13 protein-coding genes are annotated in these 16,341 nt (G+C 42.3%); 9 read left to right on the plus strand and 4 right to left on the minus strand.

Translation table 11 applies throughout. The features are described from left to right. Positions 1 to 58 precede the first annotated feature (58 nt). The 6 genes from BS333_RS18350 (at position 59) to BS333_RS18380 (ending at position 7,545) form a co-directional block, all read left to right on the plus strand. On the plus strand, positions 59 to 1,837 hold the full coding sequence (locus BS333_RS18350) for a S8 family peptidase (protein WP_033004070.1): 1,779 nt from the start codon (positions 59 to 61) through the stop codon (positions 1,835 to 1,837). A gap of 11 nt (positions 1,838 to 1,848) precedes the next feature. Continuing rightward, a complete protein-coding gene (locus tag BS333_RS18355) occupies positions 1,849 to 2,307 on the plus strand; it encodes a hypothetical protein (RefSeq protein ID WP_021710483.1) in 459 nt (152 codons plus the stop codon). Between the two features lie 322 nt (positions 2,308 to 2,629). After that, the gene (locus BS333_RS18360; RefSeq protein ID WP_021710484.1) at positions 2,630 to 2,965 is read left to right on the plus strand and encodes a hypothetical protein; all 336 of its coding nucleotides are present in this window, start codon (positions 2,630 to 2,632) and stop codon (positions 2,963 to 2,965) included. 1,367 nt (positions 2,966 to 4,332) lie between these two features. Next, a complete protein-coding gene (pdhA, locus tag BS333_RS18370) occupies positions 4,333 to 5,427 on the plus strand; it encodes a pyruvate dehydrogenase (acetyl-transferring) E1 component subunit alpha (protein ID WP_021710486.1) in 1,095 nt (364 codons plus the stop codon). Then, positions 5,420 to 6,403 carry an alpha-ketoacid dehydrogenase subunit beta gene (locus BS333_RS18375; RefSeq protein ID WP_021710487.1) on the plus strand — a complete coding sequence of 328 codons (984 nt, stop codon included), beginning with the start codon at positions 5,420 to 5,422 and terminating at the stop codon, positions 6,401 to 6,403. The genes pdhA and BS333_RS18375 overlap by 8 nt, the downstream gene beginning before the upstream one ends. Then, the gene (locus BS333_RS18380; protein WP_021710488.1) at positions 6,400 to 7,545 is read left to right on the plus strand and encodes a dihydrolipoamide acetyltransferase family protein; all 1,146 of its coding nucleotides are present in this window, start codon (positions 6,400 to 6,402) and stop codon (positions 7,543 to 7,545) included. Before BS333_RS18375 ends, BS333_RS18380 begins: the two co-directional genes overlap by 4 nt. A gap of 105 nt (positions 7,546 to 7,650) precedes the next feature. Here BS333_RS18380 and BS333_RS18385 read toward each other — a convergent pair whose 3' ends face one another. Together BS333_RS18385 and BS333_RS18390 are read right to left on the minus strand one after the other, a co-directional pair. After that, positions 7,651 to 8,622 carry an electron transfer flavoprotein subunit alpha/FixB family protein gene (locus BS333_RS18385; RefSeq protein ID WP_021710489.1) on the minus strand — a complete coding sequence of 324 codons (972 nt, stop codon included), beginning with the start codon at positions 8,620 to 8,622 and terminating at the stop codon, positions 7,651 to 7,653. A 13-nt stretch (positions 8,623 to 8,635) separates the two neighbouring features. Further along, entirely contained in the window at positions 8,636 to 9,385 is a 750-nt protein-coding gene (locus tag BS333_RS18390) for an electron transfer flavoprotein subunit beta/FixA family protein (RefSeq protein WP_021710490.1), read from the minus strand. 257 nt (positions 9,386 to 9,642) lie between these two features. Here BS333_RS18390 and BS333_RS18395 point away from each other — a divergent pair, with 257 nt between their 5' ends. Then, complete coding sequence (locus tag BS333_RS18395) at positions 9,643 to 11,301, plus strand: electron transfer flavoprotein-ubiquinone oxidoreductase (protein ID WP_021710491.1); 1,659 nt, start codon at positions 9,643 to 9,645, stop codon at positions 11,299 to 11,301. A 72-nt stretch (positions 11,302 to 11,373) separates the two neighbouring features. Here the strand turns inward: BS333_RS18395 and BS333_RS18400 are convergent, their stop codons facing one another. Beyond that, a complete protein-coding gene (locus BS333_RS18400; RefSeq protein ID WP_021710492.1) occupies positions 11,374 to 12,390 on the minus strand; it encodes an OmpA family protein in 1,017 nt (338 codons plus the stop codon). A gap of 104 nt (positions 12,391 to 12,494) precedes the next feature. Further along, positions 12,495 to 14,054, minus strand: a complete 1,560-nt coding sequence (locus BS333_RS18405) for a methyl-accepting chemotaxis protein (protein ID WP_021710493.1) — start codon at positions 14,052 to 14,054, stop codon at positions 12,495 to 12,497. 322 nt (positions 14,055 to 14,376) lie between these two features. Here BS333_RS18405 and BS333_RS18410 point away from each other — a divergent pair, with 322 nt between their 5' ends. Both BS333_RS18410 and BS333_RS18415 read left to right on the plus strand, forming a co-directional pair. Continuing rightward, positions 14,377 to 15,975 (plus strand): response regulator, encoded by a 1,599-nt coding sequence (locus BS333_RS18410; RefSeq protein ID WP_081638558.1) that lies wholly within the window; start codon positions 14,377 to 14,379, stop codon positions 15,973 to 15,975. Next, positions 15,972 to 16,307, plus strand: a complete 336-nt coding sequence (locus tag BS333_RS18415) for an Hpt domain-containing protein (RefSeq protein ID WP_021710495.1) — start codon at positions 15,972 to 15,974, stop codon at positions 16,305 to 16,307. Before BS333_RS18410 ends, BS333_RS18415 begins: the two co-directional genes overlap by 4 nt. The last annotated feature ends 34 nt before the right edge of the window (positions 16,308 to 16,341 follow it).

The raw sequence follows: 16,341 nt of genomic DNA on the forward strand, positions 1-16,341 counted from the left end.
ATACCCGTTTGTTAACCCAATCTGGATATGTACTTCACAAAAAGACATGAGGTCACACATGAATCAACTTTTTCATCGGCTATATATGGCGACAACTTTGCTTGGATTAACCACGACCGTCCAAGCCAATGATCCCCTTTATCCACACCAATGGCATCTCAATAATACAGGTCAACATGCTTTTGCTGATAACCCAGCAGTGGCAGGTAATGATCTCAATACCCATCTGGCTCAAGCCATGGGGATTGCCGGTGTTGGCGTTAAAGTTGCCGTTATTGATACTGGCGTCCAAATCGACCACCCCGACCTGTCTGAGAACGTTGTGGCGGGCAGTCGAAATTTTATCGAGGATTCACTGCATCCTACTGACTACCCCGTTGATAATCATGGCCATGGCACTGCAGTTGCAGGATTAATCAGTGCTGTTGGCAATAATGGAGAAGGAGTAAGAGGCGTCGCTTCTCGATCTTCTCTACTTGGTTTCAACTGGCTATCTAACCAAACTCTCGAAGGCTGGCTAATTTCTCATGGTGTTGATTCAGCGACCTCTGATGTAAGAGTGTTCAATCAAAGCTATGGTTTTAGCCCTATTGATCCCATTCCATTTGATGAGAGTGACCCACAAATAAAGCTTGAAATGGATGTACTGAGAGACATCAGTAACAATAATGCTTGGGGACGAGGAGCCATCTTTGTTAAGTCTGCAGGAAATGGATATCGCTATTTCAATAACGGCCGTTTTTTTGTGCTGCCGGGCGATTTTTTTGCGGGAGGCAATAACGGTGGCTTACCGATGCATAATTCCGGACAATCTTATGATAACAGCAATTATTATAACCTTGTGACGAGCGCATTAAGAGCAGATGGTAGACTCGCTAGCTATTCCTCTGTTGGTAGTAATGTCTGGGTAGCGGCTCCAGCAGGTGAATTTGGACAAGATTTTCCAGCTATGGTCACAACGGATCTCATGGGATGCGATGCGGGTCAAAATACAACCGCTGGTCTTGGCTCGAACGACCTTCATGGTGGCACAGAACAAGACCCAAACTGTAATTATACAAGCACAATGAATGGGACATCATCTGCCGCACCCAATACTTCCGGAGTCATCGCCGCCCTCATGTCCACAAACCATGCGCTGAGTGCTCGTGATGTCCGTGCTCTGCTAGCAGAAACAGCAAGTGTGACAGACATTACTCACCCTGGCGTTTACCTCCAGTTCACCAATCAGCAAGGAAAGCCCGTTCAGTATGAAGCCATTTCTCCATGGCAAACTAACGCTGCTGGTGTCCCTTTCCACACTTTTTATGGTTTTGGGGCAGTCAATCTTGATGCTGCCATGAAAAGAGCTCGCATGACCAACAACGTCTTGCCACCACAGATCATAACGCCTTGGATCAGTGAAACATCTAATACGCTGATTCCTGATGCTAGTCTGACGGGTGGTTCATCTTCCATTAATGTGACAGAGGATCTCACCGTAGAGTCTGTTCAGGTTAAACTCACACTAGAACATGCCCGTTTACCTGATTTAGCCATAGAATTGATTTCTCCGTCAGGTACCCGTTCCGTTTTGCAAACCCCAAGAAATGGGTTGGTTGCTCAAGCGCTCGATCCAAACCTACTCGGATATAAAAACCAATTAATGCTGTCGAACCAGTTCTACGGAGAAAATGCCAAGGGTAATTGGACTCTACGGGCGATTGATACTAACGGAGAGGAAGTCTTCTCTGTCATCGCCTATTTTAATGCTCAAGCGATCTATCAATTACCTATGAACAATAATACGACCCCCGGTGTACTTAAAGAATGGTCTATGCGCATTTTCGGTCATTAAGGAGCAATTCAATGAAAGCTATCATATTTTCTTTATTAATCAGTTTAAGTTCTGTCATCAATCACGCATTTGCGCAGGCGCCTTTGCCACAACAACCTGCACCTGATTTTTTCATCACTTCTGATGTCATTGAGATTAACGGACAAGCATACCGGAAAAAAGTCACCTCTCCCAGAAGTCGAAACGTAAATAATCTGACCTTAAATAGCGGTGATCAAGTCATTAAACATGCTTTTAGCCGAGTTTCTACTGCAACAGGATTAGTGTTCGTTACGGTGAATAATCCAGTAGAAGCAAGAAGCGTAGCAAATGCCTTAAAGCTTGAGTTAGTTTATGCTCATGGCGAATCTGCGGTTTTTCGTGCCACAGAAGAACAAAACCTGCTTACGCTTCATGATCAACTTTTAGCAGACAGTCGTATAAAGGCAGCTAAAGTCGAATTAAATAGCAGTAAATTTGACGTACAATAATTCGCTAACAGCGAGGTTGGATAGCAACCAATGCCCCTTTCTTTATGTTGAGGGGCATTTTTACTTTTTATTATCGAACCAAAGCGCAATTTTCATTAGATACAAAATTACTAATAAATTGAACTGCAAGTGTGAACTTTATCTCTCCTTTAAACATCTAGAGCTTCTATCCTTTAGTGCATAAATAAACGAACACTAGGTGACCTCAAAGTGACGTTTTCAGCTTATTAGCCTCGCTCTAAATAAGCATATTGAGGTCATTTTAGCATGGTCATCTGTTTTATAAATTAACTACCAATGAACTTTACATCGAGTAACCAACATGCACAAAATGAATCCAGCTCTACTGCTTATCACCACGACTCTGTTCGCTTTTAGTACCTTTGCAAACGAAAAAAATGAGGCATACTCTGATAGAGTTGAGAAATTTGGGTGCTCTGGTTTGATCAACAGTTATGATGCACAAGACCACAACTTTGTCCTTTCTTGCCAAGCGGAACATGTTCCTGACTTCCAGACTAAAACTGTACATATCAACAAAAATACCCGGCTAGAAAATATTCAAGAATCCGATTTAGATGGGGCAAGTGTCAAAGTAGAAGGTGTTGTCATTGATGGTCAGAACATTGCAAAAATAATTCAATTTGCGACTGAATAGACCCAACTCTGGCGAAGCTTGATTGTTCAGTCGATGCAACTATTCATGTTTTGAAATCGATGTCCTCGGTAAAGGTATCGCCCAAAGCATCGGAATAGTGAGTATAAAAAAGACCGGGATTAAACTGAGTCCATACCAAATAGAGTAATCATCGCGAAACAACCAAAATATACTGATTAACAATAAGTATGAAAAACTGCAGCAAAACCCCAAGCACAAAGCAGAAAATCGCTGATAATGTATCGAGATAATTCGATGTAGGTATTTCCCTAACTTACCAGCACAGTAGACAGAGAAATGCCATGTAATAACGAAGCTTACTAGGGCAATAAACCCTGACCAGAGCCCTAAAGTGTAGCGATCAATCACAAAAGATTGACCCGTACGACTCAAAAGCAAATACATTTTTTGCTCAGAGTATGACGCAAGATGAAGAGCATTAGCTGAGGCAATAAAATTGCTGAAATAAGCAATGGCAAAAAAGGTCGTTCGTAAACAATAGGGTTGATAAATTTGTGAACATCTTCGTAGCCAGTATCGTGCATCGACTTTCTTGATACCTTTATGATTTATCGCCCTATTCTGTGTAACTTTGTTTGTTGAGCTGTTTGTTACCATGTCACGAGACGTCATATGACGACTTGATTGAGTGTGATAGGTTAACTTTGCGTGGTGATCTGGTTTCATGTGATCAATAGGTTTTGTACTACAAATAAGACTACTAGGCCGATTGTGAAACAACAGCCAGAACATACCAAAAACTAAAAAAGCCAATAAAATAAATAGCATGATACCTCCATAGGAGAGACTTCCGTATCGCTATTTAAGAATAGCAGCTATGTTTCTTTACAACTCAGCGGTAAAAGCCATACTAAATTATGGGCTACCGACAACAGCCTCTACTCCCCTGTTTTTTCTCCGTCATTCCGCTATATTTTGTAAAATTTCACAACGTAATTTTGTTGCGAATTTTATATAAATACTAGTGATTCAGTTCAACTTCTAATTTTCGATCTTTATAAATTCAGAGCTTTATACTAAAACCCCCCTCTAATATCTCATGGCACAATAAAAACACGTTTCACCGCCAAACAAAACTTAACATTTTGTTTACACTTACTTGGTAGGTTATTTCAAAATTCATCGCTGATTTGAGTCCGTTAATTAGCAATAACTATTAGCCAGACTCAATATTTCAGCACACTGTTTTGTTTTGGCCATGCTTGATAAAAACCGTGCTAGAGCAACAACAATGAAATTTGAAGGTAGCCTCTGCACCTCTACAAAGCCTTACTACTCGATAGGCTGTTGTTTAATGATAAGTAGCTGCAATCTCGAAGATATGCGGCTCTCCAAAGGAGCTTGAGATGAGTATTCAGGCATTACCTATGCATCGATTTATCGATCATGATGGGAACCTAGTCAGCCAATTACCCAACTGGGCTGATTTGCAAACTTTAGTTGGCTTTTACCGGGACATGGTATTAGCTCGTACTTACGATAATAAAGCAGTTGCGTTGCAACGGACGGGTAAATTAGGCACTTATCCATCACACCTCGGTTCAGAAGCCGTTGGAATCGGTGTTGGTCGCGCGATGAAAATGAGCGATGTTTTCATCCCCTACTATCGCGATATGCCAGCTATGTGGTGCCGAGGAATAGGAATGGAAAAGAACTTACAATATTGGGGGGGAGATGAACGTGGCAGTGATTTTTCACCTGAGGACAGCCCTTTCCCAAGCCGTGACCTCCCCCTTTGCGTGCCCATTGCAACGCAGTGCACACACGCTGTTGGCGTTGCCTCTGCGCTTAAAATTCAAGGTAATCATGATGCTGCTTTAGTCATGTGTGGAGATGGCGGTACATCCAAAGGTGATTTCCTTGAATCAATAAACTGTGCAGGCGCTTGGAATATTCCACTCGTTTTCGTCGTAAACAATAACCAATGGGCTATTTCCGTACCACGCGACCTTCAATGTGCCGCAGATTTCTTATCAAAAAAAGCCCATGGCGCTGGTATACCAGGAATTACCGTTGACGGTAATGATGTCGTCGCTGTTTATGATGCTGTTTTCACTTCCTTAGATCGTGCACGTAAAGGGAAAGGTGCCACATTGATTGAGGCCGTCAGCTATCGTTTAAGTGACCATACCACAGCAGATGATGCAACACGTTATCGTGACAATGATGAAGTAGAAACCGCTTGGAAATATGAGCCAGTTAAACGCCTTAAAACTTTTTTAGTCCAGCAAGGGAAATGGGACGAAACACAAGAAAAAAATTGGGCCGAGCACTGCAAAAAGTTGGTTGAATTCAGCGTAGAGCGTTACTTGAATATGCCTAACCAAGCACCGGAAACAGGCTTTGATTTCCTCTATGAATCGCTTCCTCAAGAGCTCCATGCTCAAAGAGATGAATTAATTAACAAAGCAATGCGTATGCAAGGAGGCAAACATGGCTGAAATCACTTTAGTCGAAGCAGTTAACCTTGCTTTGCACCATGAGATGGAACGTAATCGAGATGTGATTGTACTCGGTGAAGACGTTGGTGATAACGGAGGCGTTTTCCGCGCTACAGTCGGGCTAAAACAAAAATTCGGTTTGAGACGTGTCATGGATACACCATTGGCAGAAGCTCTCATTGGTGGTGTTGCGGTAGGTATGGCGACACAAGGTCTAAGGCCCGTGGCAGAGTTTCAGTTTCAAGGCTTCGTATTTCCCGCGCTTGAGCACTTGATGTGTCATGCCGCGAGAATGCGTAATCGAACTCGAGGCCGGTTAACCTGTCCGGCTGTATTTCGTGCTCCGTTTGGCGGAGGGATTCATGCACCAGAGCATCACTCTGAAAGTGTTGAAGCTCTTTTTGCCCACACTGCAGGCTTCAAAGTGGTTATTCCATCTTCCCCACAACGTGCTTATGGACTGTTATTAGCCTCCATTCGCAGTAACGATCCTGTAATGTTCTTTGAGCCGAAACGCATTTACCGAACGGTAAAGTCCGAGGTGATTGATAACGGTGAAGCATTACCTCTTGATACATGCTTTACGCTTCGCAAAGGGCGCGATATCACACTGGTAACTTGGGGGGCTTGTGTGGTCGAATCGCTTCAAGCAGCCCAGTCGCTATCAGAGCAAGGCATTGAAGTTGAAGTCATTGACTTAGCCAGCATCAAGCCGATTGATATGGCAACTATTCTCAATTCTCTAGAAAAGACAGGACGACTTCTCGTTGTTCATGAAGCCAGCAAAACATGTGGTGTAGGTGCAGAGATCATCGCTCGCACTTCAGAGCATGCCATGTGCCTACTAAAAGCCCCGCCTAAACGCGTTACAGGTATGGACACAATCATGCCTTACTATCGAAATGAAGATTATTACATGATCCAAAAAGAAGACATTACCCTTGCGGCTCGTGAACTCATGGAGAATTGGAAATGAAGACCTTTAACTTACCCGACCTTGGCGAAGGACTGGCAGAATCTGAAATAGTAAAATGGCATATCTCTGTCGGTGATACTGTCGAGCTGGATCAAATTGTGCTGACTGTGGAAACCGCTAAGGCAACCGTTGATGTACCAGCCCCCTATAGTGGCACAATTGTGAGTCGTCATGGGGAAGAAGGTGAGGTGGTTAATATCGGTGCCCTCCTACTTGAAATCGATGAGTTGGGTGCAACTCAAGCACCTGTAGAGAAAAAACAAACCGCTGACGCAGCAACCGTAGTGGGTAATGTTTCTCAACGTGCACACAGTGTTAATGTTGATGATTTCTGGATTGGTGGCGAACATAACACTTCTAACAATGAGTTTATTACTGCTCTTCCTTCTGCACGCTTACTCGCTAATAAGCTTGGTGTTGATATTAAAGAAGTGAAAGGATCGGGTCCTAATGGCTTGGTTGTTGATGCCGATATTTACGATGAAGCCGGAAAACAGCGTCCAGGTACCGAAGTATTAAAAGGGGCTCGCAGAACGATGGTTTCGACCATGGCGGAGTCACATCACAACGTTGCGTCGGTTACTATCACAGAGGAAGCCTTGCTGGAAAACTGGGAAAAAGGCGAGGATATTAGCATCCGCTTAATTCAAGCATTGGTTTATGCATGTAAGGAAGAACCCGCAATGAATGCATGGTTCGATGCTGAAACCATGACACGCTGCGTGCATACAACCGTTAATATTGGCGTAGCCGTCGACAGTCGCCATGGACTTTATGTTCCCGTACTTCGTCATGCCGATGAATATGAGCCAAAAGATGTTCGTCGTTGGCTAGATCAAACGGTTGAAGGGATCCGTGACAGAAAGATTGGTCGTGAACAATTGCAACATGCCACTATTACCTTATCGAACTTTGGCTCTATCGCCGGTATCTATGCGACCCCTGTTGTCACTCCTCCACAAGTTGCGATTGTAGGGGCTGGTCGAATTATCGAAAAAGTCGTTTTAAGAAAAGGGAAAGCGGTCGGTGTAAAAGCAATGCCCCTCTCTGTAACGTTTGATCATCGGGCTTGTACAGGTGGTGAAGCCGCTCGGTTTACTCGATGTTTAGCTGAGCACTTAAGCAGAGCCAGTGTGGAATAAAGTGGGTTAACTTATTGTTGTAATGCTCAACAAAGAGCCTAACATTTCTGTTAGGCTCTTTTCGTTAAACAGCGTTTAAGTCAAACCGCTTCTAAACGAAACGACCTAGTCGGTGACCTTTTGTATTAGCTCAGGTACTACCTCAAATAAATCACCAACCAACCCATAGTCTGCAACTTGAAAGATCGGTGCTTCCGGATCGCTATTGATCGCGACAATCACTTTAGACTCTTTCATGCCCGCTAAATGCTGAATCGCTCCAGAAATACCGATTGCAATATAAAGTTGTGGGGCAACAATTTTTCCTGTTTGCCCAACTTGAAGATCATTAGAGACAAAGCCTGCATCAACTGCAGCTCTAGATGCACCAATCGCGGCACCAAGTTTGTCTGCCAATTGCTCGATCATTACAAAGTTGTCTTTACTACCTAGTCCTCTTCCTCCAGAAACTACCACACTGGCAGCAGGCAGATCGGGTCTTTCGGTTTCCATCTTCTGTTGTCCAACAAACTCACTGCATTGCGAAGCAATCACGGTTTCTAACTTAACAACTTTTTCAACCACTGGGCTTGGAGATACGGTCGCTGAATCAAATGCCGTTGAGCGAATTGTCATCACTTTTGTCGCATCATCGGAGCGAACTCTGGCGAGTGCATTACCGGCATAAATAGGCCTTATAACGGTGTCCAAAGACTCTATCGCTGTAACGTCTGAGAGCTGTCCCACATCTAATAATGCCGCCACACGTGGCATCAGGTTTTTCCCAAAGGTAGAGGCAGGTGCTAAAAGATGAGAGTATTCAGATGCCATTTCAGCAATCAATGCTGAAGTATTTTCTGCTAATCTATGCTGGTACACATCAGAATCAATAGATAAGATTTGATCAACGCCTTCGACACGCTGCAACTGCTCTATAACTGATTGACACTGAAATCCGACAACTAAAGCGGTGACAGGTAATGAAGAATCATTGAGAGTAAGATATGAGGCTGCATTAATAACTTTTAACGTATCTGCCGAAAGTGATTGATTATCGTGTTCGACAATAACCAAGGTTGCATTTGGCTTGCTGTGCATAATAATGTTCCTTTTATATCACTTTCGCTTCAGTTTTGAGCTTTTCAATCAGTTCATTGACGTCATTCACCATAATACCGGCTTTACGAGCAGGTGGGGCCATCACTTCCAAAGTATGTTGCGTATTTACAACGCTGATACCAAACATATCCGGAGTCAAGACTTCCAATGGTTTTTTCTTTGCTTTCATAATGTTGGGTAAAGATGCATAACGTGGTTCATTTAAACGCAAATCAGTACTAATGATAGCGGGTAATGTGAGTTTTAATGTCTCTAAGCCGCCATCGATTTCCCTAGTAACAATCGCCATATCCCCTTCGATTTTGACTTCTGACGCAAACGTTCCTTGCGGACGTTGTGTAAGAGCAGCCAACATTTGCGCTACTTGGTTGTTGTCGGTGTCGATGGATTGTTTACCAAGCAAGACAAGCTGTGCCTGCTCCTGTTCCATAACACTTTTTAGCAGTTTTGCCACAACTAATGGCTCTGGTGGCATTTCAACATCAATGTGAATCGCACGATCGCCGCCTAGAGCAAGCGCCGTTCTTAACTGCTCTTGACAACTCTTATCGCCTATTGATATCACGACGACTTCGTCAGCAACACCTGATTCTTTTAATCGAACGGCTTCTTCAACGGCTATTTCGCAAAAAGGGTTCATCGTCATTTTGACATTGTTACTCTCTACACCCGAGCCATCAGATTTGACTCTTACTTTAACGTAAGGATCAATGACGCGCTTTATCGCAACTAATATTTTCACATTCCCTCCTAGCCGATCTTAAATCGATTCATGCCCTATGAATTACGTCATATTCTCTACATCTATCATGATGCAATCATTTGAAAGGCGGTGATTAATTACCTTTTACAAGAAAAAGTGTGACAACGTCACCAAAAATCACTGTCCGCCAATCATGTCGATACTATTTCAGCTTAGTAAAGTTTACGTTTACGTCAACTGCAACTATAGTTTTTTTAATTAGGCTTATAAAAAGATCGAATTTAAGGGAGCAAGTCATGGATAGAGAATGCATGGAGTTTGACGTTATCATTGTAGGTGCTGGCCCTTCGGGTTTAAGCGCTGCTTGTAGATTAGCGCAGTTAAACCAAAACCGTGAATCCCCTCTCTCCATCTGTGTGGTGGACAAAGGTTCAGAGCTCGGTGCACATATTGTTTCAGGTGCTATTTTGGAAACAAAAGCGCTGGATGAACTCTTTCCAGACTGGCGGAATATGGGCGCTCCCATTTCAGCCTCGGTTCAAAGTGACCAGTTTCTTTATTTAACTAATGAGCTCAATAGCCTTTCCATCCCTTCCTGGCTTACACCAAACCCAATGCACAATAACAGCGATAATTATGTAATCAGCCTAGCCAATTTTTGCCGTTGGCTTGGCCAACAAGCTGAATCTTTGGGGGTCGATGTCTATCCAGGTTTTGCCGCTTCAAGTATTAATTATGACCCATCAGGACAAGTGATCGGAGTCAATACCAGTGATATGGGGCTAGATAAAAGCGGTCACGAAAAGCCTAATTTCGAAGCCGGAATTGAATTAAGAGCTCGCTACACAATCTTTGCAGAAGGCTGCCGCGGTCATTTAGGCAAAGAGTTAATACAACAGTTCGATTTAGCGAAAGACAAGCAACCACAACATTATGCTCTCGGATTAAAAGAGATCTGGGAATTACCAGAAGATCATCACTTTCAGCCTGGTGATGTCCTTCACTCAGCAGGTTGGCCTTTGAGTAAAAGTCAGACTACGGGTGGAGGTTTTCTGTATCACTTAGAAAACCGTCAAGTTGCTGTTGGCCTGATTGTAGATTTAAATTACAGCAACCCTTATTTAAGCCCTTTCGATGAGTTTCAACGCTTTAAACAACACCCAGCCATCAAGATTCACCTGCAGGGAGCACAACGCATCTCTTATGGAGCTAGAGCCATTGCTAAAGGAGGGTTATCATCGCTACCAAAACAGCAATTTCCCGGTGGCATATTGGTCGGCTGTGACGCTGGAACGTTAAATGTCGCCAAAATAAAAGGGACTCATACAGCAATGAAATCCGGTTTGCTTGCTGCTGAAGCCATAGTTAAAGCTTGGGATTCATCGAATGCAACGCCAGATTATCAGTATCTATTTGAGTCATCGTGGCTGTATAAAGAGCTATACAATACTCGCAATTTTGGCGCTAATTTACACAAATTTGGCAATTTAGCTGGCGGTGCACTTTCCACATTGGAGCACAATGTCTGGCACGCTTTGTTTCATCGTTCAGTGCCCTGGACTGTCCTAGATAATGAACTCGATCATCAACAATTAAAACCGAAGAAGAAATGTCGACCGATTATTTACCCAAAGCCTGATGGCATTATCAGCTTTGATAAACCCTCTTCTGTTTTTCTATCAGGCACGCAACATGAAGAGAATCAACCCTGCCATTTACAATTGACAGATCAGTCTCTTCCACTTCAGCAGCATTTAGAACAATTTGATGAGCCAAGCCAGCGCTATTGCCCAGCGGGTGTTTATGAAATCGTTAAGGTTGATAACGTAAAGACATTCCAAATCAACGCTGCTAATTGCATTCATTGCAAAACTTGTGATATCAAAGATCCATCGCAAAATATCATTTGGAAGGCACCGGAAGGTGGAGGTGGCCCTAATTACCAAAATATGTAACAAAAGTTCGAGTGTGATTTTAATGATCAATCACACTCAACTAAATCAGCCTTTCATTGATTTTGCTTGCTCTTAATAATCATACTCAAAAATTGTCACTTCGATTCGACGATTTTGCGCTCTCCCTTGCTTTGTTGAATTACTCGCTATAGGCGCCACTTCCCCTAAGCCAACTGCGGTTAACTGTTCGCTATTGACGCCACTTTCAATGAAAAACTGAGCGACACTTTCTGCTCTTTTTTGCGATAAATTCTTATTATGTGTTGAGGAACCCGTAGAGTCCGTATGTGCTGTGATCCTTGCCTTAGCTTGTGGGTACTTCTTTAGGGTTTGAATATAAGCCTGTAACCACTGCTGACATTCTTGATTGAGTTCTATCTTCCCAAACGCAAAATGGCAATTTTTATTCGATGATGTTCGCTGAAATGCGTGATGCGACACTGGGCTGTTTGATACTGGAGGTTCAGCTTCAAGTTTTAAAAGTTCCTCAGCAAGAGGCTCACCCACGAAAGATTCTCCAACTGAGTCCTCTATGCCTTTATACTGGAAGGCATATGAAAGGCGAAGAATGGCGGCATGACTGTCGTAATAACCGGTATTTGAGGTGCCGATGCGATCTATGTACTGGTACCCTATCGACATATCCAGAGTTGGGGACAATGAATAGCTTAAACCTAACTCTGCAAGAGGAGAAAAACCTGTTTTATCATTCCCGTCTACTGCAGGGGCTTTCTTATCGAGATCCCAATACGCTCCACCTAATCTACCATATAAAGCCATATCTTGCTTGAATGGCCAATCATAACGAATTGCAGTTTGTAAGAACCACGTTTTTACTTCTATGTCAGTTGCGGTTGCCTTTAACTTTTGGTGGTCTTGATACTCAAAGTCCCAAGACCATGTTGGTGAAAACCTGAGGCCTGCGAACAAGCCAAATATCGCTCCCTTTGGATCATGGTTGTATAAGTTATCTTGCGACAATTGGTAACCAACGCTGCCTCCAAAAAAGGGATAAATGGACTCTATTTCAGCAAGTGCATTTTGACTCAATAGACAACCAATAGCTCCAATTTTAATAATAAACCTCATTTAACCACCACCACGTATACAGTATTAAATTACAATCTATTCAAATGTAAATATAGCTAGGGTCTGTATATCTTTCGAGGTTAAATTTTATCCGAACCTATTGATTACTGATTTGATGCAAATTTACTGATCATTTCAGATAAATCCTTACTGCTCTCTTTGACGCTGGAATTCATTTGATTGGTTTCTGTCATCAGGTCATATGACTCATTGTATTTAAGGTTCAATATCTGAATATTTTGATTAATCTCATCGGTCACATAAACCTGCTCTTCTATGGCAACAGCGACTTGTTGATTTCTTTCAACAACATCCTGTACTAAGCGCTCAAGGTCTTGAATACTTTCTAAAGCAGTACCGAGTAGCGATACGGTTCCTGTCGACATATCATTGCCTTTTTCTAGAGCAGAAACTGCAGACTGGCTGCCACTTTGAATACTTTCGATCGCAGATTTTATTTCTGTTGTCGAATCCTGAGTTCTTTTTGCCAAGGTTCTCACTTCATCAGCAACAACAGCAAAACCTCGTCCTTGATCGCCAGCCCTCGCGGCTTCGATAGCAGCATTTAGGGCTAAGAGGTTCGTTTGCTCGGCAATATCATTGATAACTTCGATCACCGTACCAATTTGCTCTGTTTGATGGTTTAGGCGGAGTACAACATCAGAAATATCACCTAATTCTTTCACTAAGCCCAACACCGAGTGATTGACTTCATCGATGACTTCACGGCTTTGAGTCATCGTGTCTTGTGCTTTAACCGTCGCATCTGCAGTAGCCTGAGCATTGGTTGAGATCTCAGAAGATGAAGCTTGCATCTCATTAACAGCGGTCGCAACTGAGTCTATCTCTGTCTTTTGTTCACTCAAGTTACTGGTAACACGATCACTATTTTCTGCAGCACGATTGGCATTAATACTCGTTATATCGCATGAGTCTTTCACTGAAATACTGATTCGTCCGAGCAATGCGTCAGCGTATTGTTTGCGCATTTTTAAAGCCAACTCAATCTCAGAGAGGTCATTGATTTTTCCGCAATATATGTATTCCATCAAAGGGTTATTAAAATCCTTTCGACATTGTTTAGTCAATTTTTCAATCGGTCTAGTCAGAATATAGGTCGCCAAAGTGGACAATATCGCTACGACGCCAAAACTGAGTAGTGGCGATTGCCCATTGTGTATCAGTCCGTAACCTACAAGGCTAGATAAGATAATAAACAGTGCTGAGCGCATCCATAGCCGAGTTCTTGGAAGGAACATTTGAAAGGGCTGGCTGTTATTACGCATCTTGGCATAGGCTTTTTCCGCACGTTTTACATAAGCTCGGTCGGGTTTAAACCTAACTGATTGATACTCTACAGTTTCGCCCTTGTATTTTATTGGAGAAGCAAAGGCATCTACCCAGTAGTAACCACCATGCTTTCTTTTATTTTTTACCATCCCCATCCAATGCTTACCCGCCTTGAGGTGAGCCCACATATCTTCAAACGCTCGAGGTGGCATGTCTGGATGACGGACAATATTATGCGGCTGACCTATCAATTCCTTGTCATCAAACCCGGCCACTTCATTGAAGTTTGCACTGGCATACTTTATGTAACTGGAAGGATCAGTAATAGAAATTAGGTTGTAGCTCGCAGGATAATCGTATTCCTTGTCATTCATAAAAACACCCTCATTAAATTTGATTGACATCAGTTTTAGTAGGTGTATAGCCTGGCAAGATTTATACGCCCCTAAAACAAACTTATAGCACACCGTACCAATAAAAAGGATTAGTAATAGTTGTTTTTATATAAAGATCAAACTATCAATAGATAAGTAAAACCAATTACACACCTTTATTGTGGTCAATAGCACAAAAATGATTCAAATTTATTGGTCTCAATGAGACGACAAGCGCACAATGATTTCTTTTGGATACAATATTCGTCACCTGAACAGTTCCTGAGCAGTAATTATTAACTGTCATGATGTGATGCATTTGATGAAGCAAGATATCGATCACATCCGAATAAAAGAGAGATTGACTTTGGATACAGAGCAAAAAGCAGGTCTTAACCAATTAACTATCTTGGTCATTGATGATTGCAAGACATCAACCGTCCTGATTAGGCAGCAGCTAATTTCATTAGGAGCCGACACAAATAATATTACCTGTGTCCACTCTGCATCTGAGGCTTTAAGCACTGCCAAATCTCGTTTTTATTCATGCCTCATCGTCGACTACCATCTCTCTTACAACTTTACTGGCGTTGAACTGATTAATTTAATGAGCCGAGCTAAAGTGATCTCCGATACCACCGCCGTCCTCATGATTTCAGGAGACGCAAGTCAAGAAACCGTCCTCACCGCGTTATCTGGAAGAGTGCGGTATATGCTAACTAAACCTCTGCAAACAAAGGCATTAAAAGCAAGAATCCTAGCAGGAATGAAAGAGCAAACTGACCTTGCAAATGTCGAGCAACAACTTTGTAAGCTGAATAAGGTCAGCTTAAATGAATTAATCTCTATCAAACGTCAATACCCTAACAGCCTTAATGTCGAATCGTTACTCATCGATACATTAGTCGAACAACAGATGCACTCAGATCTAGAAGCGTTTCTCCCTTTTTGTTCTACTAAAGATCATGCCAGTAAAGTATGTGCTGAAGCTTTCCTGCTGCTTCATAAAGGGCAGTTACAACAAGCGGCTATGACTTTATCAGACTTTGTTACCCGCAATCCCCTCTGTTTAAGAGCAATAGATAACCTCACTGGTTTGTATGAGTCCCTCAACGAGCTTAATACCGCATTTACTTATGCTTATAGAGCATTTGAGTTAACACCGAGTAGTAGCCAAAGGATGATCACTGCAGTAAGAATCACCTCAAAGCTGGGGAATTTAAGTAAACTTTATGAATTAGGTCATACTTTTGCACAAAAAGTCTCTGCTACTGACAGTCTGTGGCTAAACGCCATGTTTAGCTATGTCGACTTTATCATGGAACATTTCAAGAAATTGAACACACCTCAAAGCAGAAAAGAAATGCTGCATAATTTAAACACAATGTTTCTACTGATTCATCGTCAGCTTCATACCCAACAGCGGGTGGCTCTTTCTGCTTTTAAACAATTAACCCAATGTCGGCTACTTTTAACGGATGGGGAACCAGAAAAGGCCCATAAAAAGCTGCTTTTTGCTCTCAGTCATTACTACGAAAACTTATACAAAATGCCCCTAGTCATGCTTCGACATTCGTTACCCTTATTAGAGCATTTCGGTGAACTCAGCATCAGACATAGTTTAGTGCTTCTCTCTCGGTCTAACACTTCTGATCATAAATTGCTTCTCGAGGAAAAGGATCACCCACGTGACTTTTCCCAGGAACGTTATCCCTTTTCGATAGAAATGAAATTGCTATCTCTTTGCAACGATGATGCTCTCAAAAAGAACCAAGCCGAACAAAACACTGTCCAATATTTACAGAAATGTTCTCTACCGCCGAATTGGAACATGTGGTTGAACGACTATATATCAGGGGCTTTTTCAACCACCCTTCCCCCTCCTTTTGATATAAGGGCGACTCAAGGAGAGGCCTCATGATTAACTTCGAAGAGCTGAATAGATACATGGATAATGATCCTGTGATAATCCAAATGGTTTTTCTTGCCTACCTTGAAGAGTACTCTGATGCCTCTAATACTATAATCAATTTATATAATAATGAGAGCTGGTCAGAACTGTTTATTTTTGCCCATAGCTTGAAAGGGGTGCTATCATCATTTGGTGTAGATGCTGTTGTAGAACGACTAAAAATAATAGAGGCGTCTACAAATCAACACATTGCACCTAGTGAGGATCAAATCCTACTCGTCAGTGAACAATTAATTGATATTAAAAAGAAAATTAATGGCTACCTAACTAAAATGGCTTAGAACTGTTTACTACCTAACATCCTGAGACACGGAG

The organism is Vibrio azureus, assembly GCF_002849855.1.
GTDB lineage: Bacteria > Pseudomonadota > Gammaproteobacteria > Enterobacterales > Vibrionaceae > Vibrio > Vibrio azureus.